Source organism: Neobacillus niacini (assembly GCF_030817595.1).
GTDB lineage: Bacteria > Bacillota > Bacilli > Bacillales > Cytobacillaceae > Neobacillus > Neobacillus niacini_G.
This window is the reverse complement of the sequence record NZ_JAUSZN010000001.1, coordinates 4102179-4125113: the sequence shown is the minus strand read 5'-3', so window position 1 is coordinate 4125113 and position 22935 is coordinate 4102179. Positions and strand designations below refer to the sequence as shown.

Annotated in this window: 21 protein-coding genes; 16 read left to right on the top strand and 5 right to left on the bottom strand. The window is 40.8% G+C overall.

Features of this window, described 5'->3' with window-relative positions; genetic code table 11:
- Window positions 1–18 precede the first annotated feature (18 nt).
- Window positions 19–1566 (top strand): L-glutamate gamma-semialdehyde dehydrogenase, encoded by a 1548-nt coding sequence (pruA, locus tag QFZ31_RS19515; RefSeq protein ID WP_307306024.1) that lies wholly within the window; start codon window positions 19–21, stop codon window positions 1564–1566.
- A gap of 173 nt (window positions 1567–1739) precedes the next feature.
- Here pruA and QFZ31_RS19510 read toward each other — a convergent pair whose 3' ends face one another.
- Entirely contained in the window at window positions 1740–1880 is a 141-nt protein-coding gene (locus QFZ31_RS19510; RefSeq protein ID WP_307306023.1) for a YrzI family small protein, read from the bottom strand.
- A gap of 579 nt (window positions 1881–2459) precedes the next feature.
- On the opposite strand from QFZ31_RS19510, the gene QFZ31_RS19505 reads away from it, so the two are divergent.
- The 6 genes from QFZ31_RS19505 to QFZ31_RS19480 all read left to right on the top strand — a co-directional run bounded on the left by QFZ31_RS19505 (window position 2460) and on the right by QFZ31_RS19480 (window position 9548).
- Window positions 2460–3392 carry an ABC transporter ATP-binding protein gene (locus tag QFZ31_RS19505; RefSeq protein WP_307306022.1) on the top strand — a complete coding sequence of 311 codons (933 nt, stop codon included), beginning with the start codon at window positions 2460–2462 and terminating at the stop codon, window positions 3390–3392.
- A complete protein-coding gene (locus QFZ31_RS19500; RefSeq protein ID WP_307306020.1) occupies window positions 3385–4329 on the top strand; it encodes an ABC transporter permease in 945 nt (314 codons plus the stop codon). Before QFZ31_RS19505 ends, QFZ31_RS19500 begins: the two co-directional genes overlap by 8 nt.
- A 371-nt stretch (window positions 4330–4700) precedes the next feature.
- On the top strand, window positions 4701–7115 hold the full coding sequence (gene nirB / locus QFZ31_RS19495) for a nitrite reductase large subunit NirB (RefSeq protein ID WP_307306015.1): 2415 nt from the start codon (window positions 4701–4703) through the stop codon (window positions 7113–7115).
- Between the two features lie 6 nt (window positions 7116–7121).
- Window positions 7122–7442, top strand: a complete 321-nt coding sequence (nirD, locus tag QFZ31_RS19490) for a nitrite reductase small subunit NirD (RefSeq protein ID WP_179603091.1) — start codon at window positions 7122–7124, stop codon at window positions 7440–7442.
- A gap of 24 nt (window positions 7443–7466) precedes the next feature.
- A complete protein-coding gene (cobA, locus tag QFZ31_RS19485; RefSeq protein WP_307306012.1) occupies window positions 7467–8903 on the top strand; it encodes a uroporphyrinogen-III C-methyltransferase in 1437 nt (478 codons plus the stop codon).
- 18 nt (window positions 8904–8921) lie between these two features.
- Window positions 8922–9548, top strand: coding sequence for an NAD(P)-binding protein (locus tag QFZ31_RS19480; RefSeq protein ID WP_307306009.1), 627 nt, complete (start codon window positions 8922–8924; stop codon window positions 9546–9548).
- A gap of 18 nt (window positions 9549–9566) precedes the next feature.
- Here QFZ31_RS19480 and QFZ31_RS19475 read toward each other — a convergent pair whose 3' ends face one another.
- Window positions 9567–9743 carry a hypothetical protein gene (locus QFZ31_RS19475; RefSeq protein WP_179603088.1) on the bottom strand — a complete coding sequence of 59 codons (177 nt, stop codon included), beginning with the start codon at window positions 9741–9743 and terminating at the stop codon, window positions 9567–9569.
- Between the two features lie 159 nt (window positions 9744–9902).
- Here QFZ31_RS19475 and QFZ31_RS19470 point away from each other — a divergent pair, with 159 nt between their 5' ends.
- The 3 genes from QFZ31_RS19470 (at window position 9903) to aceA (ending at window position 14453) form a co-directional block, all read left to right on the top strand.
- A complete protein-coding gene (locus QFZ31_RS19470) occupies window positions 9903–10952 on the top strand; it encodes a glycoside hydrolase family 15 protein (protein ID WP_307306005.1) in 1050 nt (349 codons plus the stop codon).
- A 597-nt stretch (window positions 10953–11549) separates the two neighbouring features.
- Window positions 11550–13142: a malate synthase A gene (gene aceB, locus QFZ31_RS19465; RefSeq protein ID WP_307306002.1), complete on the top strand. Its 1593-nt coding sequence runs from the start codon at window positions 11550–11552 to the stop codon at window positions 13140–13142.
- Between the two features lie 33 nt (window positions 13143–13175).
- Entirely contained in the window at window positions 13176–14453 is a 1278-nt protein-coding gene (gene aceA / locus QFZ31_RS19460; RefSeq protein ID WP_306075149.1) for an isocitrate lyase, read from the top strand.
- Here the strand turns inward: aceA and QFZ31_RS19455 are convergent.
- Window positions 14443–14781 carry a hypothetical protein gene (locus tag QFZ31_RS19455; protein WP_307305999.1) on the bottom strand — a complete coding sequence of 113 codons (339 nt, stop codon included), beginning with the start codon at window positions 14779–14781 and terminating at the stop codon, window positions 14443–14445. The two genes, aceA and QFZ31_RS19455, sit on opposite strands and share 11 nt — an antisense overlap.
- Before the next feature lie 31 nt (window positions 14782–14812).
- On the opposite strand from QFZ31_RS19455, the gene QFZ31_RS19450 reads away from it, so the two are divergent.
- The 5 genes from QFZ31_RS19450 (at window position 14813) to gatB (ending at window position 19453) form a co-directional block, all read left to right on the top strand.
- Window positions 14813–15244 (top strand): YueI family protein, encoded by a 432-nt coding sequence (locus tag QFZ31_RS19450; RefSeq protein WP_307305997.1) that lies wholly within the window; start codon window positions 14813–14815, stop codon window positions 15242–15244.
- Between the two features lie 292 nt (window positions 15245–15536).
- A complete protein-coding gene (locus QFZ31_RS19445) occupies window positions 15537–16082 on the top strand; it encodes a hypothetical protein (RefSeq protein WP_307305995.1) in 546 nt (181 codons plus the stop codon).
- A 169-nt stretch (window positions 16083–16251) separates the two neighbouring features.
- Window positions 16252–16545, top strand: a complete 294-nt coding sequence (gene gatC / locus QFZ31_RS19440; protein WP_306075153.1) for an Asp-tRNA(Asn)/Glu-tRNA(Gln) amidotransferase subunit GatC — start codon at window positions 16252–16254, stop codon at window positions 16543–16545.
- A 10-nt stretch (window positions 16546–16555) separates the two neighbouring features.
- On the top strand, window positions 16556–18013 hold the full coding sequence (gene gatA, locus QFZ31_RS19435) for an Asp-tRNA(Asn)/Glu-tRNA(Gln) amidotransferase subunit GatA (RefSeq protein ID WP_307305986.1): 1458 nt from the start codon (window positions 16556–16558) through the stop codon (window positions 18011–18013).
- Window positions 18014–18025: 12 nt separating this feature from the next.
- Complete coding sequence (gene gatB / locus QFZ31_RS19430; protein ID WP_307305983.1) at window positions 18026–19453, top strand: Asp-tRNA(Asn)/Glu-tRNA(Gln) amidotransferase subunit GatB; 1428 nt, start codon at window positions 18026–18028, stop codon at window positions 19451–19453.
- Window positions 19454–19984: 531 nt separating this feature from the next.
- Here the strand turns inward: gatB and putP are convergent.
- Window positions 19985–21460, bottom strand: coding sequence for a sodium/proline symporter PutP (gene putP, locus QFZ31_RS19425; protein ID WP_307305981.1), 1476 nt, complete (start codon window positions 21458–21460; stop codon window positions 19985–19987).
- A gap of 221 nt (window positions 21461–21681) precedes the next feature.
- On the opposite strand from putP, the gene QFZ31_RS19420 reads away from it, so the two are divergent.
- A complete protein-coding gene (locus QFZ31_RS19420; RefSeq protein WP_373459866.1) occupies window positions 21682–22233 on the top strand; it encodes a thioredoxin family protein in 552 nt (183 codons plus the stop codon).
- Window positions 22234–22270: 37 nt separating this feature from the next.
- Here the strand turns inward: QFZ31_RS19420 and plsY are convergent, their stop codons facing one another.
- On the bottom strand, window positions 22271–22897 hold the full coding sequence (gene plsY / locus QFZ31_RS19415) for a glycerol-3-phosphate 1-O-acyltransferase PlsY (protein ID WP_307305974.1): 627 nt from the start codon (window positions 22895–22897) through the stop codon (window positions 22271–22273).
- Between the last annotated feature and the right edge of the window lie 38 nt (window positions 22898–22935).

Sequence of the window (22935 nt, the reverse complement as noted above, 5' to 3'; positions counted from 1 at the left end):
CATAGGAGGTTTTAAGACATGGTACAACCTTATAAGCATGAACCATTCACAGACTTTTCAATTGAAGAAAACCGCCAAGCATACCTTAACGGAATTAAGACAGTTGAGAGTTATTTAGGCAAAGATTACCCACTTGTAATCGGTGGAGAAAAAATTACAACAGAAGATAAAATCGTTTCTTATAATCCATCAAATAAAGAAGAAGTAATTGGCACGGTTTCAAAAGCTAGCAGAGATCTTGCAGAACAAGCAATGCAGGCAGCTGTGGAAGCGTTTAAAACGTGGAAAAAAGTGAAAGCTGAAGTTCGTGCAGATGTTTTATTTAAAGCAGCCACCATTATTCGCCGCCGTAAGCATGAATTCTCTGCTCTTTTAACAAAGGAGGCAGGTAAACCATGGAAGGAAGCGGATGCAGATACAGCAGAAGCAATAGATTTCCTTGAATATTATGGCCGCCAAATGCTGGCACTTAAAGATGGGGTTCCCGTTAATAGCCGTCCAAACGAATTTAACCGTTATAACTATATTCCACTTGGTGTAGGTATTATCATTTCACCTTGGAATTTCCCATTAGCGATTATGGCAGGTACCACTGTAGCAGCGATTGTTACAGGTAATACTGTTCTATTAAAACCAGCTTCTACGACTCCAATTGTTGCAGCGAAATTCGTTGAAGTAATGGAAGAGGCAGGTCTGCCTAAAGGTGTATTAAACTTCGTACCGGGAAGTGGTGCTGAAGTGGGCGACTACTTAGTAGACCATAAAGATACTCGTTTTATCAGCTTCACTGGTTCACGTGACGTTGGGCTGCGTATTTTCGAACGTTCTTCTAAAGTGAATCCAGGTCAAGTTTGGATGAAACGTTTGATTGCTGAAATGGGCGGTAAAGATACAATTGTGGTTGACTCAGAAGCAGATTTAGAGTTGGCTGCACAATCAATTGTTGCTGGCGCATTTGGCTTCTCTGGTCAAAAATGTTCAGCATGTTCTCGTGCAGTAATCGTTGAGGATGTTTATGATACGGTTTTAAACCGTGTTGTTGAATTAACCAACGAATTAACTGTAGGTGACCCAACTGAGCAAGGAACTTTCATGGGACCAGTTAACGACAACAATGCTTTCAAGAAAATCATGGAATATGTTGAAATTGGCAAGCAAGAAGGTAAGTTAATGACTGGCGGCGAAGGAGACAATTCAAAAGGCTATTTCATTAAGCCAACTATAATTGCAGACCTTGCTCCAGATGCACGCATCATGCAGGAAGAGATTTTTGGTCCAGTAGTTGGTTTTACGAAGGCGAAGAACTTTACTGAAGCAATTGAAATTGCCAACAATACCGAGTATGGCTTAACGGGTGCGGTTATCACAACTAATCGCGAACACCTAGAGCAGGCTCGTGAAGACTTCCACGTTGGTAACCTCTATTTCAACCGTTCATGTACGGGGGCGATCGTTGGTTATCAGCCGTTTGGCGGCTTCAACATGTCTGGTACGGACTCCAAAGCAGGCGGTCCAGACTACCTATTGCTTCATATGCAAGCTAAGACAACATCTGAAATGTATTAATATCAATTTTTTAAGCCCAATTCATATGAATTGGGCTTTTTAAATAGTGATAATTTAAATAATCGAGATGAAAAAGGTATAAAAAGACACCAGCATTTGTCGGACGTTACCCAATGTTAACGTCCGACAACCTAGGTTATATTTTATAAAAATGTGCTGCAATAGTAAAAGCGTTAGATATAATCATACATAGAAATTCGCTGAACTTTATTCTTCTCATACATTTTTTCAACGACTTCTTGGTGGATAGCTTCTTCAATACTTATTTCTCGCTTTTTGACCATAATGGTAAAGAACAAAATATTGACGGTCATTAAAATCCCTCCCCTAAATGACCAATTATTAATTATAATTTACCCCTAAACTTTTATAGGTAAAGTATATATAGTGTGTGAACGAAGTAATCGTGACTATGGAGTATTGTTTATTACTGCTTTAGTCTGAAATATTTCTTCAAGTTTTGACGTATATAAACCTAGAATAGTCAGAGTCATTTACAACTCCCCCTTCTAAATATCTCTTCAATCTATAAACGTTTGAAAACCGATCAAAGATACGGGGTAATAAATTAAATGTTGAAAATAGTGGTGCAGGTTCGTTGCACAATTAAAGTAAAAAGCATTTCCCTGTCTGACAGAGAAGTGCTTTTTCCGTATCTATATTGAAATGGAATATTTCTTAACAATATATTTATTATAATAATCAATAATTATTTATTGTAAAACAATAAATTATGTGTTAGAGTCAAATTGATAAAAAATAGTTTTTGCTTTTGGGAATTCCTATCTTGCTTTGTGAATCTCAAAAGTGATGAAGACCTTACAGAGTAGGGATATTTTATATGGTGAACAAAAGGACGAAATGTCCAAATCTTCATTAACGGAGGAAAATGTATGAGTAACGAACCTATCATCAGCTTGAGTCATGTGACCAAACGAATCGGCCGAACTACCATCATCGACGATCTTACATTTAACGTACCTAAAGGTGAAATTTTCGGTTTTCTTGGTCCGAATGGGGCCGGTAAAACAACAACTATCCGCATGATCGTCGGACTGATGTCAATCACGAAGGGCCAGATATTGATAAAGGGTAAAAATATCAAAACCGAATTCGAGCAAGCAATCCGTCACGTCGGCGCCATCGTGGAAAGTCCAGAAATGTACAAGTATCTGAGCGGGTACCAAAACCTCGTTCACTACGCCCGAATGGTACCGGGGGTAACCAAGGAACGGATTGACGAAGTGGTTTCGCTAGTCAAGCTAGAAAACCGCATCCATGACAAAGTCAAAAAATACTCACTCGGCATGCGCCAGCGTCTGGGAGTGGCCCAAGCACTGCTGCACCGGCCGTCACTGCTCATTCTGGATGAACCTACGAATGGTCTTGATCCGGCTGGGATTCGCGAGCTGCGCGATTATTTGCGGTATTTGACCCGTACAGAAGGAATCAGCGTAGTTGTCTCCAGCCATCTGTTGTCCGAAATGGAGCTTATGTGTGACAGGGTTGCTATCCTTCAGCGGGGCAAGCTGGTCGAGGTAATGCCAATTCAAGAATTTACCCGCGAGAACGATCAACCTCAAACGTATCTAATCCAAGCGCAGCCACCGGAACAGGCACTGGTGACCATCAGACAGATGGATGGAGTCCAGGAGGTCAAACTGATTCAAGATGGGCTCGTCGAAGTTACCACTGAGCGGGAACGCATCCCGGACATTCTAGCCGGGCTAATGAAGAATCATATTCGTATTTATGGCGTGCAGATGGTTAGCCAGTCTCTAGAAGAACGATTCTTGGAAATTACGGGAGGTAGACAAATTGGTTAATCTAGTACTCAATGAAAATATGAAGATTTACCGGCGGGTGCGAACGTGGATTCTGGTCGGACTAATGGCAGCTTTCGTACTTTTTGTCAATTTCATTGAATGGCATTCCGATGGGAAAAAGGCGCAAGGCGAGGGCTGGAGGGCAGCACTGCAGCAGGAGAATCAGCTATATAGCGAAATTCTGAAGCAGCCAGATCTGGGTGAAGATGATCGAATGTTCTACCAGGAGCGGATTGCCATTAACGACTATCACTTGGAGCAGAATATTCGCTCAACGGACGGCACAATGTGGGATGGCGTGAACGGTTCGGCAGGCATGATGATCGTGATTACTATTTTCACCATCATCATTGCGGGAGACAGCTTGGCGGGAGAATTTTCGTCCGGCACGATCAAGCTTCTGCTCATCAGGCCTGCTAGCAGGGTCAAGATTCTTGTCTCAAAGTATATCTCTTTTCTGTTGTTCGGCATGCTGTTGTTACTCACTCTGTTTGTCATTTCCATCGTGGTGAATGGAATTCTATACGGCTTTGGATACATGGATCTCCCATTGATCAGTATGACTGCGGAGGGGGAAATCGTCGAAAGGAATATGGTCCTCAATCTGTGGAAAACGTATATGCTTAACGGAGTATCTACGGTCATGTACGTAACCATGGCCTTTACGATATCGTCCGCCTTCCGAAGCAGCGCGATGGCAATCGGGTTTTCCATCGGTGCCTTGTTTGCGGGTAATATTGTTTTGGAGGCACTGCAGCGGTTTGATTGGAGCAAGTACCTGTTGTTCGCCAACACGGATCTCACCCAGTACCTGAACGGACATCCTTTCCAAGAGGGAATGACATTGTCCTTTTCCATCGGAGTGCTCGCTGTCTATTTTCTCGTGTTCAATCTGATTTCCTGGCTCCTTTTTACACGTAGAGACGTGGCAGCCTAACCTTGCTGATATAGTCGATATAAACATCTTTCAACATGATGTATTAATATTACATTTTTTACCTCTTCTTTGTAGAGAAGGGGTTTTTGTTTGTTGAGTTTATGGAAAAAAATGTCTAAATGTACAAAACATTTTGAAAAATGTACAAAACACCTTAAAAAGCGTTCAAAACCCTCAATAAGGTGTCCCAAATTCTTCAACTAAACAATTCATCCCTTACTTTATGACAATTATGTGAAATAGTTCACAAATCGTTATGATTTGTGATGTACCTCACAATTTTTCAAGACCTAAGCATTTACAATGTACCTATAGAGAAAAACTTAAATAACGTAAATTCATAGATAAAACCATATAAGGAGCGATCCAACATGAAAAAACTAGTTATGATTGGAAACGGGATGGCGGGGGTTAGAACGATTGAGGAAATTCTTAAACTCTCACCAAATCAATTTGAAATAACTATTTTTGGACAAGAACCACATCCTAACTACAATCGCATAAAATTATCAAATATTCTTCAAGGTGATACAAGCTTCGAAGAAATCATTATTAATCCACTAAACTGGTATAAAGAAAATAATATTCAGTTATTCACAGGAGAAGCAGTAACGAAGATTGATATAGCAGCAAAGAAGGTCATTTCCGACCAGGGGCGTGAAGTAGAGTATGATGACTTAATTATTGCTACAGGTTCGAACTCGTTCATTCTGCCGATTCCAGGTGCCGACAAGATCGGTGTTACCGGTTTTCGTGATATAAAAGATTGTGAAATGATGATCAAGTCAGCTGAAAACTATAAAAAGGCAGTCGTAATTGGAGGCGGGCTCCTTGGACTTGAAGCAGCGCGAGGATTACTGAACCTTGGGATGCAGGTTGATGTTGTACACTTAATACCAAGTCTAATGGAGCGCCAGTTAGATCCAATTGCTTCTAGTCTCCTAAAAACAGAGCTTGAATCTCAAGGCATGAGATTTTTGATGGAAAAAGAGACAGTTGAAATTATCGGTGATGAGCGTGTTGCGGGTCTTCGCTTTAAAGATGGATCTTTTGCAAGAGCGGACCTTGTTGTAATGGCCATTGGGATCAAGTCTAACACCATGGTTGCGAAAGAAAGCGGAATTTATGTAAATCGTGGAATTGTTGTTAATGATTTTATGGAAACAAGTGCACCAAATGTGTATGCAGTAGGTGAGTGTGCCGAGCACAGAGAAATTGTTTACGGCCTAGTAGCACCTTTATACGAACAAGGGAAAATCCTTGCTGAAAGAATTTGTGGGAAAGAAGCTGCACCATATGAAGGCTCCGTAACTGGAACGCAACTTAAAGTAGCTGGAGTAGACCTTTACTCAGCAGGTGAGATCTTTGAAGATGGTACAACAAAATCAATTATGGTCTATAACGAATACGAAGGGATCTATAAGCGGGTTTTAGTCCGTGATAATAGGATTGTGGGCATTGTCCTTTATGGTGATACCAAAGATAGCACTAGATTGTTCCGAATGCTTTCAAAAAAGGAAGATATCACAGGAATCTCCATTTTTGAATCGCAATGTTCGGCTGAAGGCGGTAGCGGTGATATAGCTTCCATGCCGAATGATGAATTGGTGTGCGGCTGTAATGGCGTGACAAAAGGAGCCATTGTTGAAGTAATTAAAACACAAGGTCTGACAACTCTTGATCAAGTAAGTCACTGCACGAATGCCGGACGTTCTTGCGGGCGCTGTAAGCCAATGGTAAATGACATTCTAGCTTATACACTAGGTGATCAATTTGACGCATCCGCTGCGCAGAAAACGAGCATTTGCGGATGTACAACCATCAGCCGTGAAGAGTTGGTTGCTGAAATTAAAGAAAAGGGCTTAACGAGTCTTAAAGAAGTGATGAACGTTCTAGAATGGAATAACGAGGAAGGCTGTACGAAATGCCGTCCTGCGATTAACTACTATCTAGGTATGATTCACATGGATGAGTATAAGGATGACCGTGACTCCCGTCTTGTAAATGAAAAAATGCACGCCAATATCCAAAAGGATGGAACATACTCAGTTGTACCAAGAATGTATGGAGGTGTAACAACTGCTGCCGACTTGAAAAAGATTGCCGAAGTCGCTGAAAAGTATGAGGTTCCACTTGTAAAACTAACTGGAGGACAGCGGATTGGCTTGTTCGGAGTCAAAAAAGAAGACCTTCCTAGCATGTGGGAAGAGCTGGACATGCCATCCGGCTATGCATATGGAAAAACACTTCGCACTGTCAAAACTTGTGTGGGAGCACAGTTCTGCCGCTACGGAACCCAGGATTCTATGTCATTGGGAATTGAACTAGAGAAGAAATTTGAACGTCTTGATACTCCTCATAAAGTAAAAATGGGTGTGTCAGCATGCCCTAGAAACTGTTCAGAGGCTGGAATTAAGGATATCGGTTTTGTTGGAATCGATGGCGGCTGGGAAATTTATGTGGCCGGTAATGGGGGTGTAGACCTTCGTGCAGGTGACCTTTTAGCTACAGTGAAAACAGAAGCGGATGTAATGGAAATGACCGGAGCGTACCTACAATACTATCGTGAAACAGCAAATTACTTAGAGCGTACTTCCAAGTGGGTAGAGCGTGTTGGTTTAGAGCATGTAAAGGAAGTCCTAGCAAACGCAGAAACTAGAAAAGAATTAAATGAGCGTATGGATCAAACGTTAAAGAAATACATTGAGCCTTGGAACGAGGCAATTGAAAGTGAAGAAATTAAAGATAAATACTACACAAAACACACTGTTAAGGCTGGAGAGTGATAATAAATGATCGAAACAAAAACTCGTACTCTAGTTGCTAATTATTCTGACCTTCAAGTTAGGTCCGGATATTCCGTAAAAATGAATGATGAGGAAGTCGCCTTATTTAAAGTAACAAATGGTAAGGTATACGGTATTGAAAATCGAAGTCCACATCCAAAAGGCGGAGTCTTAACGGAAGGGCTAGTAAGCGGTGAATATGTTTTCTGCCCAGTGTATGATTGGAAGATTTCCTTGGTAGACGGAAAGGTACAGGCACCAGACGAAGGGCAAGTTAAAACCTATCAAGTGGAAGTCGAAGCGGATAACGTTTATATTATTATATAAAGAGATTGGAAGGATGGCTGCAGGATGGAATCAGGAAAAGTATTTTTAGTAGGAGCAGGGCCAGGGGACGTTCGATTGATTACGGTAAAAGGTTTGGAGGCAATTAAGCAGGCTGAAGTCATTTTATATGACCGGCTTGCCAATCCAAAGCTATTGGAATTTGCTCCAGCTGATTGCGAGCTGATTTACTGCGGAAAATTACCTGAGCGGCATACATTACGCCAAGAGAATATCAATGACCTTTTAGTACAAAAGGCGCTGGAAGGTAAAGTGGTGGTTCGGTTAAAAGGCGGAGATCCTGGTGTTTTTGGCCGCGTTGGTGAAGAAGCGGCTGCTCTTGCTCTCTATCAAATTCCATTTGAAATAGTTCCTGGCATTTCATCGGGGATTGCAGCCCCCCTTTATGCAGGAATTCCTGTTACCCACCGTGAGCATGCTGAATCGTTTGCTGTCGTTACAGCGCATGATAAATCTACTGATGGCAAACCTATGCTTGATTGGGAAGGTCTTGTCCGCGGAGTCGATACCATTGCTTTTTACATGGGTGTTGGGAATCTGCCGTTTATCTGTGAAAATCTGATCGCTCACGGAAAGCCTTCAAGCACTCCGGTTATTTTAATTCACTGGGGCACATTTGGCCGCCAGAAAACCCTTCAAGGGACCTTAAGTGATATCTCTAAAAAGGTTCTAGAGGCTAAGTTTAGCAACCCGTCGATCATCCTTGTGGGAGAGGTTATATCCCTTCGTGAAAAAATTATTTGGTTTGAAAAAATGCCATTATACGGCAGACAAATTCTCCTAGCCCGTACTAGTGAAGGTGCCAGCGGTTTGGCAAAGGAATTAATGGAACAGGGTGCGGATGTAATCGAATTTCCAAAATGGAAAAAGACGATTTTACCTGTTGAGGTAGGGAATGTCACAAATTACGATAAAATATTGTTCACATCCCCTGAAAGTATTGGAGAATTATTTCAGGCGGTTATTGAAAAGGGCATCGATATTCGAAAAATAAAGGCTGATTTCTATGGCGGCTCTAGCAAATCTATTAATGCCTTAAAAGAACGTGGATTTATCGCTAGCCTCATCGAGGACATGCCGCAAGAAGGAAGCTTGCTGGTGGTCGGAGAAGATCGTAACTTTGAGGTTGAACATGCTGATTTCTTAGTCACGAGTAAAAAAGAGCTCGACCAGCAATTCCTGCCAATTTTTCAACGAATGCTTGAGGAAGCAGAAGTGAATACGATGCTATTTCCAAGCGGGGCATCGGTGGGCGTATTTATCGAAGGCTTAAAGAAATGCGGTATCGACGTTTTCGACCTTTTAAAAGATGTCCAAGTGGTTTGCATGGGGCAGCATACAAAAGAGCAAGTTGAACGTGTTGGTCTAGTAACAGCTGGAATGCCGGTTTCTCCAACCAGGGAAGCGTTGGTTGAATACTTAATCCAGTGTCCGATTGTTTAGGAAAGGCGGGGTGTATGCTTGAATTCGAATTATCCGATTATGTTAAGGCTAGAGGGTAAAAAGATAGTCGTTGTAGGCGGCGGCAAAGTGGCAGAACGGAAAGTTACCGGACTGCTTGGTACGGGCTCACTTATCACTGTGATTAGCCCCAATGCCACAGATGAACTTATAAAGTTAGCTAGCAGCGGAAGTATAGAGTGGCATGAAAAATCCTTTTCAAAAGAAGACGTGGAGGATGCGTTCTTAATTTTTGCCGCAACGAACGACAATGAGTTAAATCAGTCTATAAAAATGGCGGCGAGTGACCAACAGCTTGTCACCATTGCTGATGACCCGGAAGGATCGGATTTTCATGTACCCTCACATATTCAGCGGGGACGATTGAGTATTACGGTATCAACAGGCGGAGCCAGTCCAACCTTGGCTAGGAAAATAAGGGAACAGCTGGAACAGCAATTTGATGAAGGATTTGACGAGTATCTAGAATTTTTATTTTCAGCCCGGCAGCGAGTTTTGAAAGAAGTGAACGATGCCTCGAGAAAAGGAAAAATATTATCCGCAATTGCTGGTCGAGAGTTCTTGAATAGTAAGAATCGTGAAGCTGACTTTTTACGGTTATTGCAAAACACAAGAAATGACGTGTGAACCCCACACGTCATTTTTTTACAAATTTATCACGTCGTTATCGTACTCCTCTAATTGTTCTTGTAGATTTATAATGTAATTCATCATCGCTATTCTTACAATCGAAGGGTAATATCGATTATTAAGTTCATGCTCACATTCCTCTAAGTCCATCTTTTTTACAGCAATAATCTTGTTTAATTCATCTACGCTCATGAATGCTCACTCCCCATTTTGATTTTTCCTTCCCTAGTCTCCTAATCTATTTCTATAGCATCAGCATGGGCAAATATTTGATAGTTTATACATCATTTTTTTTGTATAAAAAGTTCACCAAATGGCTAGAAAGATAGAAAAAAGCTGCGAGGGTGAATTATGAACGAAAAAATAAGCAATAGCTATCAAATCCTAGATCAGTTACGTTTGCCGCATGGTTTGTATTTAGCTTCTTCGTCCCAGGATTATCAGTATGTTTGGTTACGGGATTCTTTTTATATGTCACTGCCTTATTTAAAGCAAAATAATCAAATTTATGAATTGACCTATCATCGAATTTTGGACTTATTTAGAGAATACGAATGGAAACTGGATATTCATACCGTTCAAAGACCGAGAGAGCAATGGGAATACCTTCATTCGAGGTATTCTGCTTCCGAAGTAAGGGAAATGGATACCCCATGGGGACATGCACAGCATGATGCCATTGGAGCGATACTATGGGGGATTGGAATGGGTCAACAGAGGGGTAAAAGGATTATTCGAGATGCAAAGGATCATGAAATTGTTCAAAAGCTTGTTGGCTATTTAGGGTGTGTTCGATATTGGGAGGACGAGGATAATGGGATGTGGGAGGAATGGAAAGAGGTCCATTCAAGCTCAGTGGGGGCATGTGTTGCTGGTCTTCAAGCAGTAAGAGACATCGTATTTGTTCCCGGTGAATGGATTACGAATGGCTTTGAAACTCTATCAAATATCTTCCCACATGAAAGTAACCAGCGCCCATTTGACTTAGCTCAATTAAGTTTAATCTATCCGTACCGGGTATTGGCAGGCGAAGAAGCAAAAGTGGTTGTCGACCGAATTGAAACGAACCTTTTACGGGAACGAGGGGTAATCCGCTACAAGGGAGATTCCTATTATTCAACGATTGAACATGAAGGAAGGCATCACGATTTATCTTTTTATTATGGTACTGAGGCAGAGTGGACATTTGGATTGCCATGGCTGGCATTATGCCATTTAGAATTAGGTAATGTCAAAAAGGCTAAACAGTATATAGCTCAAACCGAAAATGTAATGCTTCCTGATGGCAGCTTACCCGAATTGTATTTTGCCCAATCGGAAAAGTACAACACTAATACCCCATTGGGATGGGGAAGTGCTATGTATATCCTAGCTAAAGAGCGATATGAAGGATTAATGTAATAAGAAGAGGCTGTTGATAACTTCAACAGTCTCTTTTTTTTAGGCTGTATGAAAGGAAATTGTTGATTTGCACCTATTGATTGGATGGAGCGGAAGGCACGAAGATCCCCGAATATCCAAGGTCACCAAATTACGTACGGTAACAACCTGACCGGGATTGTGCCGATAAAACTTTGTTTCCCTAATTATCGTAACAATTAGGCCAGGATTGTGCCAATAATCCAAGGCTCCCCCAATTATCGTAACAATTAGGGCAGGATGGTGCCGATAATCCAAGGCTTCCTCCAATTATCGTAACAATCAGGCCGGGATAGTGCCAATAATCCAAGGCTCCCATTCGCGCTCTAGGGTCCGCAAAGTGCCATGTGACAGGCAGAGACCGCCTGTAACTACGGTGATTATTTAAAGAAGCTTTCTATAATGGAGTGGAGAATCAGCAGTCAAATTTAACACAGTCTTTTTAAAAATATAGGTATTATGTATTATTTTACCTATTTTTATAAAATTTTCTGAAAAATAGTTCCTTTTTTAAATATCGTGTTATATAATACAACACATAGTAATACACTGTATTATAACAAAGAGGTGAATTAGTCCATGTCAACGCAAACAACAGGTATTGAAGTAGATGGAGCTCTTAAAGCACACTACGATGAGATTTTAACACCCGAGGCGCTGAAGTTTATTGAGGAGCTGGAACAAAAATTTGGAGCAAGGCGAATTGAACTGTTACAGTACAGGCAAAAACGCCAAGAGGAAATCAATAATGGATCTCTTCCGGATTTCCTACCCGAAACAAAGCAAATTCGTAATGGCGACTGGACGATTGCGCCATTACCAAAAGACCTTCACGATCGCCGTGTAGAGATTACCGGACCCACCGATAGAAAGATGGTCATCAACGCTCTAAATTCGGGTGCAAAAGTTTTTATGGCAGATTGTGAAGATGCTACTTCACCCACCTGGGAAAATATCGTCGAAGGACAAATCAACTTAAGGGACGCAGTAAATCGGACGATTTCCTATGAAAATCAAAATGGAAAAAGATATGTGCTAAATGAAGAAACGGCCGTCCTGTTTGTAAGACCGCGCGGACTTCATTTAGAAGAGAAACATGTGCTGCTTAGTGGCAAGCCTATTTCTGGGAGCTTTTTTGATTTTGGAATGTACTTTTTCCACAATGTAAAACATCTTCTGGCAAGACGAACAGGTCCATATTTTTACCTGCCAAAGCTAGAAAGCCATTTAGAAGCACGGCTGTGGAATGATGTTTTTATTTTTTCGCAAAACAGGCTTGGAATTGCTCAAGGAACCATTAAAGCGACAGTCTTAATTGAAACGATAATGGCGGCATTTGAAATGAATGAAATTTTATTCGAATTGAAAGAGCACTCAGCAGGATTGAACTGCGGCAGATGGGATTATATTTTTAGTTACTTAAAAAAGCTTCGTAACCATGAAAGTATCATTCTGCCGGATCGATCCCAGGTAACAATGACTGTACCATTTATGCGTTCCTATTCATTGCTTACCATTCAAACTTGTCATCGCAGGAAGGCTCCGGCAATTGGAGGGATGGCAGCGCAAATACCTATTCGTGACAATACGCAGGCAAACGAGGAAGCATTTGCGAAGGTTCGAGCTGATAAAGAGCGAGAAGTACGGGATGGTCATGATGGTACATGGGTAGCACACCCCGGTTTGGTGCCAGTAGCGCTTGAAGTATTTGATAGAGAAATGCCAGTAGCCAACCAGATTCATACAACCAAACAGCAAAAGATTACGATAACTGCCAGTGATTTACTTGAGTCACCTAGCGGTAAGATTACCGAAGAAGGGGTCCGCACTAATATTAATGTCGGGATTCAATATATTGCTTCCTGGTTATCGGGAAGAGGAGCTGCACCCATTCACAACTTAATGGAGGACGCAGCAACTGCTGAAATCTCAAGGGCTCAAGTTTGGCAGTGGATCCGTCATCCGAAGGGTGTGTTAGCGGATGGAAGAAAAGTAACGTTTGAAATGTATGAGCACTATAAGGCTGAAGAATTAGAAAAAATAAAGCAGGAAATTGGCGATAAAGCCTATAAAACTGGACGTTTTACGGAAGCAGTTGAGCTGTTTGACAGCTTGATTATAAATGATGTATTTGTAGAGTTTTTAACATTACCTGGATATACGCTTTTATGAAAAATTTTAATAGATTAATAGGAGGAATTTAAAATGACAAATTCAAGAGCGAAGGCATTACAAGAAAGCTGGGAAATGGATAAACGATGGAATGGCATTACTAGACCATATAGTGCTGAGGATGTTATCAAGCTTCGTGGATCGCTTGATATCGAGCATACATTGGCTAGACGTGGAGCAGAAAAGCTTTGGAAGCAAATGAATGAAGAAGAATACATTAATGCTTTAGGCGCACTAACAGGAAATCAAGCAGTTCAGCAGGTTAAAGCAGGATTAAAAGCCATTTACCTAAGCGGATGGCAGGTTGCAGCGGATGCCAACCTATCTGGACATATGTATCCAGACCAAAGCTTATATCCAGCAAACAGCGTACCGAGTGTAGTAAAACGAATTAATCAAGCACTACAACGTGCTGACCAAATCACCCATTCAGAAGGCGATAATTCTATCGACTGGTTTGTTCCGATTGTTGCGGATGCAGAGGCAGGCTTCGGCGGTCAGTTAAACTGTTTCGAGTTAATGAAGGGTATGATTGAAGCAGGAGCAGCAGGTGTCCACTTTGAGGATCAGCTTTCTTCTGAGAAAAAGTGTGGTCATTTGGGAGGTAAAGTCTTACTGCCAACACAAACAGCGGTTCGTAACCTAATTGCGGCTCGTTTAGCTGCTGATGTAATGGGAGTTCCAACTGTATTAGTTGCCCGTACTGACGCAAATGCTGCTGATTTAATTACAAGTGATATTGATATGAACGACGCACCGTTCATTACAGGTGAGCGCACTGCAGAAGGCTTTTTCCGTACTAAGGCAGGACTTGATCAGGCGATTGCCCGCGGCTTAGCATATGCACCATATGCAGATTTAATCTGGTGTGAAACATCTGAGCCAAACATTGAAGAGGCAAGACGTTTTGCTGAAGCGATTCATGAGAAGTTCCCTGGAAAAATGCTTGCTTATAACTGCTCGCCTTCCTTCAACTGGAAGAAGAAACTCGATCAAGATACCATTGCCAAATTCCAGCAAGAGCTTGGAAAAATGGGCTACAAATTCCAATTCGTTACCCTTGCTGGCTTCCATGCCCTGAATCACAGTATGTTTGAACTAGCACGCGGCTACAAAGAGCGCGGTATGGCGGCATACTCTGAATTGCAGCAAGCTGAGTTCGACAGCGAGCAATACGGCTACACCGCAACAAGACACCAGCGTGAAGTAGGAACAGGCTACTTTGACCAAGTGTCCATGGTGATTACAGGCGGAACATCCTCCACAACCGCGTTAAAAGGATCAACAGAGGAAGAACAGTTTACAAAATAATAGAATGGTATGAACCCCTTTCTCCGATTGGAGAGGGGGCTTCTTGTTTTTTAGGCAGTGTACTTGCGGATGGCGGAGAATACTTGCGGATAGCAGAAAATACTTGCGGATGGCGGAGAATACTTGCGGATAGCAGAAAATACTTGCGGATGGCAGAAAATACTTGCGGATGGCGGAGAATACTTGCGGATAGCAGAAAATACTTGCGGATGGCGGAAAATACTTGCGGATGGCGGAAAATACTTGCGGATAGCAAGAAACACTCTCGGATAACCACAACAAACAAGCTTTTTTGGAAATGAACACTTTTTAGGGTATTATCATACATAATAATAGCCCTTTTATTGGAGTTGATCTATTTGAAAAAGCAGAGTGTGGAGGAAGTCCTTCAACAGGGAATTCACGGTCCTTTGGAAACGAAGCCGGATGAAAGACGGCAATTTTTAGGAACCTTACGAGAACGTATTATTCTTGCTCTTAAGAAAAATCAAGTGACGGAAGCAACGATTTACCCTCAAGTGGAGAGGGAAATGAAAAAAAATCCTCAGGCCAATCTCTTATTGAATGGAAATATCGAATACACAGCTCTATCCAAATATGTAAAGCTGGCTGCCAAACACAAGATTGAGCATAAAATTGTAACCAATAAGGAACGCGACACTGATATCGGCCTATTGCTGGCGATGGACCATGCAATCGATAAGGAAGAGATTTATATCACTCAAAAAGAAATCAGCCAGCCTGAACCCCCAAAAAGCAAAGGACTTTTTGCGAAATTATTTAAACGATGATAGGCAAACAACAAAGCAGTCAAATGGACTGCTTTATATTTTTTAATAGGATAATCGACGGAGGGAATTCGATCTATATTTGGGTATAACTGGAATTATAGCAGAAATTAGAATATTATATTTTATAAGGAGACTACTATTTAGATCTATTTATATAAGGGGGACAGAAATACTCATAATGGAAACGAAAGGAGAAATGGTCAGGTAGAAAGTGGGGATTAGTTTTCCCTATTACTTTTTACTAGAGATTACTAGATTACTAACATCTGGCCAAATCTAGGAGGAGAGAATTATGAGAAGATGTAAAGTTCTTTTAATAGTGATTGTTCTAATGCTTATTCTTACGGGATGCAAATATCCAACACTTGAAAAAGCCATTGCGGAGACAATTCCATTCGAAGTTCAAGAAGTTTTGTATAAGACAAAGAGTGATGGAATAACAATCGTCTTATACACTACGAAAGCTGAAGGAAAAGAAGTAGGACATATTAAAGAACCAGTACTGGGTGTCTCCTTCTTTGAAGGGAACGATAAAAAGGGATGGAAAAATGATGGTCCAAATGGCTGGGAGCATGCAGAGAGCGAAACCTATTCCATTTACAATGAAAACTATACAAAATATGATGATAAAGGGAATGTTCTTAAAGATATCTACGTTGTGTTTGGCGAAATCAATAGTGAGAATATCACGAACATTGAAATAGCCAATCAGGGTACTGAGGAATATAAAAAAGCAAAGATTATAGAGAAAGATGGAAGACGCTATTATGTGGGAATAGGCCTCAACCCGCAGGTTAGAGCCTTAAATGGTAATGGCGAGGTTATTCCTCAACAATAGACGAATACATAGGCAGGGAGCAAAATGCTCCTTTTTTTTTGTGGCTACCAAGCTAAAAAGAACGTAATATGCCAATACTGATGAGGGAATCATTGCGGTGATGCGGAAAAGTTTGGTATTATCAATAGTAAATTAACTAAGACATAAGGGATTGGGGGATTGAAAAAAAATGACACGAATCTCAAACGAACAGGTTAAGCATGTAGCCAACCTAGCGAGGTTAGAAATATCAGAGGATGAAGCTGAAATCTTCACAAAGCAACTGGACGCCATTATTACATTTGCAGAACAGTTGAATGAACTGGATACGACAAATGTTGAACCGACTTATCATGTACTCGATATGAAAAATGTATTCCGAGAGGACAGTAAGGAAAAGGGATTGCCACGTGAAGAAGTATTAAAAAATGCACCTGATCATCAGGATGGACAAATTAAAGTTCCTGCAATTATCGGGGAGTAAGGAGGAAAACGTGAGCTTATTTGATTATAAAGTTTCAGATCTACATGAACTTTTACATAAAAAAGAACTAAAAGTGGCAGATCTCGTTGATGAGTCGTATAAACGTATTGCTCAGGTGGATGGCAAGGTACAAGCATTTCTAACATTGGACGAAGAGAAGGCTAGACAAACAGCATATTCATTGGATGAGAAGCTTAACGCCAATTCTGCAAGTAACTTGTTATTTGGAATGCCAATTGGCATTAAAGACAATATTGTCACAAAAGGACTTCGGACAACCTGTGCTAGTAAAATTCTTGAAAATTTTAATCCCATCTACGATGCTACCGTAGTTCAAAAGCTGCAGCAGCAAGAAACAGTAACCATTGGAAAGTTAAATATGGATGAGTTTGCGATGGGATCTTCGAATGAAAATTCCCACTACCAAAAGACGCGCAATCCCTGGGATCTTGATAGAGTACCAGGCGGTTCTTCAGGCGGTTCTGCTGCTTCGGTTGCGGCAGGTGAGGTGCTGTTTTCATTAGGTTCCGATACAGGGGGATCTATCCGGCAGCCAGCTGCTTTTTGCGGAGTAGTAGGGTTAAAGCCGACTTACGGACGTGTATCACGCTTCGGGCTAGTTGCATTTGCTTCTTCCCTTGATCAAATCGGTCCTATTACCAGAACAGTTGAAGATAATGCCTATCTCCTCCAAGCTATATCCGGATTAGATCCAATGGATTCTACATCAGCCAATGTTGATGTACCGAATTTCGTCTCTGCATTAACTGGTGATGTAAAAGGGTTGAAAATTGCTGTACCTAAAGAGTATCTAGGCGAGGGTGTTACTGAAACGGTTCGCCAGTCCGTGCTGAATGCTTTAAAGGTGCTTGAAAAACAAGGAGCGGTTTGGGAAGAGGTTTCCTTGCCGCATTCTAAGTATGCATTAGCAGCCTATTATTTGCTGTCTTCTTCGGAAGCGTCGGCAAATCTAGCCCGCTTTGACGGCGTCCGCTATGGCTATAGGACACCGAATGCTGATAATTTACTTGATTTATATAAGAAATCAAGAGCGGAAGGTTTTGGTGATGAGGTAAAACGCCGTATCATGCTTGGTACCTTTGCATTAAGTTCAGGTTATTACGATGCCTATTACAAAAAAGCACAGCAAGTCCGAACCTTAATTAAGAAGGACTTTGAAGATGTTTTTGAAAAATATGATGTAATTATTGGTCCAACGACTCCAACTCCTGCGTTTAAAATCGGTGAAAACATCGATGACCCATTAACAATGTACGTGAATGATATTTTGACAATTCCCGTTAATCTAGCAGGGGTACCAGGTATCTCTGTCCCTTGTGGATTTGATAACGGATTACCGTTAGGTTTACAAATCATCGGCAAGCATTTTGATGAAGAGACCGTTTACCGTGTCGCACATGCATTTGAACAAGCAACAGATTATCATAAACAAAAACCAGGACTATAGGGGGTGAAGAAGATGGAGTTTGAAACAGTGATTGGTCTAGAAGTTCATGTTGAGTTAAAAACGGATTCAAAAATCTTTTCGGCAAGCCCAAACCATTTTGGGGCTGAGCCAAATACAAATACAAGTGTCATTGACCTTGGTTATCCCGGTGTGCTGCCGGTCCTTAATAAAAAGGCAGTTGAATACGGAATGAAGGCAGCAATGGCTTTGAATTGCCAGGTAGCCACTCATACGAAATTTGACCGTAAGAACTATTTTTATCCAGATAATCCGAAGGCGTATCAGATCTCGCAATTTGATAAGCCAATCGGGGAGCATGGCTGGATTGAAATTGAAGTAAATGGCTATACAAAACGAATTGGAATCACAAGGATCCACTTAGAAGAGGATGCAGGGAAGCTGAGTCACGGGAATGGCTATTCGTTGGTTGATTATAATCGCCAGGGAACACCGCTTGTGGAAATCGTTTCTGAACCTGATATCCGTACACCTGATGAAGCATATGCTTATCTTGAAAAATTAAAATCGATTATCCAATATACTGGAGTATCTGATTGTAAGATGGAAGAAGGCTCTCTTCGCTGTGATGCTAATATTTCCATTCGTCCGGTTGGTCAAGAGGAGTTCGGGACGAAAACAGAATTAAAGAACTTAAACTCGTTCAATTTTGTTCGAAAAGGGTTGGAATTTGAAGAAAAAAGACAGCGTGAAGTTGTCTCTAACGGCGGGAAAATCGATCAGGAAACACGTCGCTTTGATGAGGCGACAGGCGCTACCTTACTAATGCGGGTAAAAGAAGGATCGGATGATTATCGTTACTTCCCGGAGCCAGACTTACTAGATATCTATATTGATGAGGAATGGAAAGCTCGTATTGCTGCTGAAATACCAGAGCTTCCAGACCAGCGGCAAAAGCGTTATGTAGAAGAGCTAGGTTTACCTGTCTATGACGCCAAGGTTTTAACTGTAACGAAAGAAATGGCTGATTTCTTTGAAGGCACAGTAACTGCAGGTGCGGAGGCGAAATTAGCTTCCAATTGGATTATGGGAGATGTATCGGCTTTCCTGAATGCTGAGGGGAAAGAACTTCATCAAATCGCTTTAACACCTGAAGGCTTAGCTAGTATGATTAAGCTCATCGAAAACGGAACGATTTCTTCCAAAATTGCAAAGACTGTTTTCAAAGAATTGATTGAAAACGGCGGCGATGCTGAGAAAATTGTAAAGGAAAAAGGCCTCGTACAAATTTCAGATGAAGGAACACTGTTGAAAATCATTTCTGAAGTTCTCGATGCAAATCCACAATCCGTTGAAGATTTCAAAAATGGTAAAAATAAGGCAGTTGGTTTCCTCGTTGGGCAGCTAATGAAGGCAACAAAGGGACAAGCAAACCCACAAGTAGTAAATCAATTATTGAATCAGGAATTAAGCAAACGATAAATCCCAGGCTGGCAGATAGCATTCTGCCAGTTTTTTTTGTCGAAAAAATCTCGACAAATAATTTCTAAAGATTTCCCAGGAAACTCATTCAACGTGGGGATTGAGGCAAACTAATTAAACGTTTGATTAGTCGACATCATTCATCGATTTTTTTAAAGAAAGCTTTTAATAATTAGGGTCTAAGCCTATTTTAATCAAACGTTTGATTAATAGTGACGCTGGGGAACAATGTCGAATGGGTCCTAACTCGTCAGCTAAAATGATAATCTATAAGAATTGGGCTGTTAAATCGACAATATGTTTACTACAATTTGAGTAGAAAGCCCTTCGTTTAGGCATTTCCCCGCTATTTAATCAAATGATTAATTAAATGACATAATTCAACCGTTTTTCAAGGTGAAAACCTTTAATAGTAAGTGTTAAATTAAAACTAATCAAACGTTTGATTAACAAGGAAAAAGGAGAAATTGTCAGAATGATAGATAAAAAAATACCTGGATTTTGCTATCCAGGCATTTCAGAAAAGTTCTATTACTTTTTTAATAAGCTGACACTTTCAGCAAATTCTTTTTCAATGACCTCATTTTTCTTATAGGTGATTAAGCTGACGATATAAGCAACAATTAAGTTGAAAACAAAGCCAGGTACGATTTCGTAAAGTGTTTCTCCGAGTCCAATGTTTTTCCAAACGATAACGGTAACAGCTCCTACAATCATACCAAAAAGAGCGCCCCAGTTAGTCATCTTCTTCCAGAATAAGCTTAGTAAGATGGTTGGACCGAATGCGGCACCGAAGCCTGCCCATGCATAAGCAACCAGGTCCAGAATAGTGCTGTTTTGATCAAGAGCCAGGATGGCAGCAACAACTGCTACTAAAAGAACAGCCATTCTTCCTAAGAAAACAAGGTGTTTGTCTGTGGCCTTTTTGTTCATAACTACTTTGTATAAGTCTTCCACTAGTGCACTTGATGTAACGATTAATTGTGATGAAATGGTGCTCATGATCGCTGCAAGAATGGCTGCTAAAGCAAAACCAGCAAATAAGGGATGGAATAGGATCTGACTTAGTTCAATAAATACTGCCTCTGGATTCTCTAATACATGTTGAGGATTATTATGGAAGTAAGCAATTCCAATGAATCCAGTAAAGATGGTACCTAGCAGCGAGAATATCATCCAGCCCATTCCAATGCGGCGGGCACTTTTTGTTTCTTTTATCGTTGTAATGGCCATGAAACGCACAATGATATGCGGCTGGCCAAAATAACCAAGTCCCCAAGCCATTGCAGAAATAATCCCTAAAGTCGTTGTTCCTTTAAAGAAATCAAGGTATGTTGGGTCAATAGCACGAATCGTATCAAACGTTTCTGCAGGCCCCCCTACACTAAAAATTCCAATCGCCGGAACTAGAAGAAGGGCAATCAGCATCATTAATCCTTGAATAAAGTCGGTGTAACTAACAGCAAGAAATCCGCCAAATAATGTATAGGCGATGGTAACACCACCAACAATTAAAAGTCCTGTAAGGTAGCTTGTTCCAAATGAACTTTCAAAAAAGACTGCTCCCGATACTAAACCTGAAGAAACATAGAACGTAAAGAAAATCAGAATAACGATACCGGATACAATCCGCAAGAGTTTGGTGTTGTCTTTAAAACGATTTTCTAGGTAACTTGGAATGGTTATAGAATCGTTTGCCACCTGAGTATAGGAACGAAGTCGAGGTGCGACCAATAACCAATTCAGGTATGCTCCAATGGTTAAACCAATCGCAATCCATGCGTCTGCTAAACCAGTTACATAGATTCCTCCTGGCAGTCCCATCAGTAGCCAGCCGCTCATATCGGCAGCTCCAGCGCTTAATGCTGTGACAGCTGGTCCTAGTGACCTCCCTCCAAGCATATAGTCTGTTAGATTACTTGTTTTACGATAAGAATACCAACCGATAAAAAGCATCATCGCAAGGTAAATTCCAATCGAAATAAGCTGTAGTGTTTCATTGGACATACTTTTTCCCCCTTTATTATGGTAAAAAATAATTACAATAATATTTTTTATATATAAAATATTCTATCAACTGGTTATAACTATATCCACTAGTATTTTTTTACTTTCCTAAAATAGGTTAAAGTGCACTTGGAATACCAGTACAAAAGATATAATTCCTTTTATTTGTAACGCAGAAATGAAAGGTCTATGATAAAAGAATATAGAAGGGAGTGTTTAGTTTGGAATTAAATGCTTGGTTTCAAAAGGGTTTAACGAAAGATGAGTACATAGGCTCAATGACTCGGAATAGGGAAGAAATGACTTCTATTTATGATCGCTTTGAGTTAACTAAGGGTAATAAAAAGAAACTTGAAGCAGTCCAGTCAAAAAAACTACGTGCTATTGTTCTGACAGAGGATTGGTGCGGTGACGCCATGCTTAACAATCCAGTGTTGCTTAGATTGGCTGAAGCTGCTGGAATGGAGGTTCGTTTTGTTCTGCGGGACCAGAACCTTGAACTAATGGACCAATATTTAACGAATGGCACCTCAAGAGCGATTCCTATTTTTATTTTCATAGATCAAGAAGGAAATGAAGTGGGAGTTTGGGGACCACGTGCCCCTGAAATGCAAGCGCTTGTAGAAAAAGGCCGTGCAGAATTGCCCGATAAGGACGCCCCGAACTTCCAAGAGAAGCAAATGGCTTTATATAAACGTCTCGGTCAATCTTATCAGACTGACTCATCGATTTGGCAAACTGTTGCAAACAGTATTATGACCGCCTTTCTGTAAAAATTAAAGAATCCCTGGCCACTGGCCGGGGATTCTTTTACATTTTTAAGTTGCCATTTTTTGGAGGTATTCGGTCATTAATTAAATTTTTGTCATTTATTTTCGGTTCAATTCCCAGGATGAGGTTGCGGATATTCGAGCGGTGAAGATAAATTAAAAATAAAGTAAAAAATATAAAAATAAGTTCAAAATCAATTTCAGTGGTGATAAATGAATAAATCATCAGGCTAACACCAACTGAGACGGAGCCTAAAAATACGTACTTGGTTAAAAAAATCACCAAAAAGAATGTAACATAACTAACTAAAAGCAATGGAAAGCTTGCTACTGCTAATGTTCCAGCAGTGGTGGCAATGGCTTTACCCCCGCGAAAACCAGCAAATATAGGAAAACAATGTCCTATTACTGCCAACAGACCGAAGTAAAGTGGTTCAACATCAAGATTGAAGTATAAAGGCAGGTAAGCAGCGAATGCACCTTTACCTATATCAACAAGTACTACGATAATAGCAGATCCTTTGCCAAGTACCCTTAATGTGTTGGTGGCACCAGGATTTTTACTGCCATGGTCACGAATATCAATACCGTAAATTAGCTTGCCCACAATTAGCGCAGTCGGAATGCTTCCAATCAAATAGGAGGAAAGGAGCAGCAGCCAAAGCATATCATCATTCCTTTATCAGAATATCTTCTATAACAATA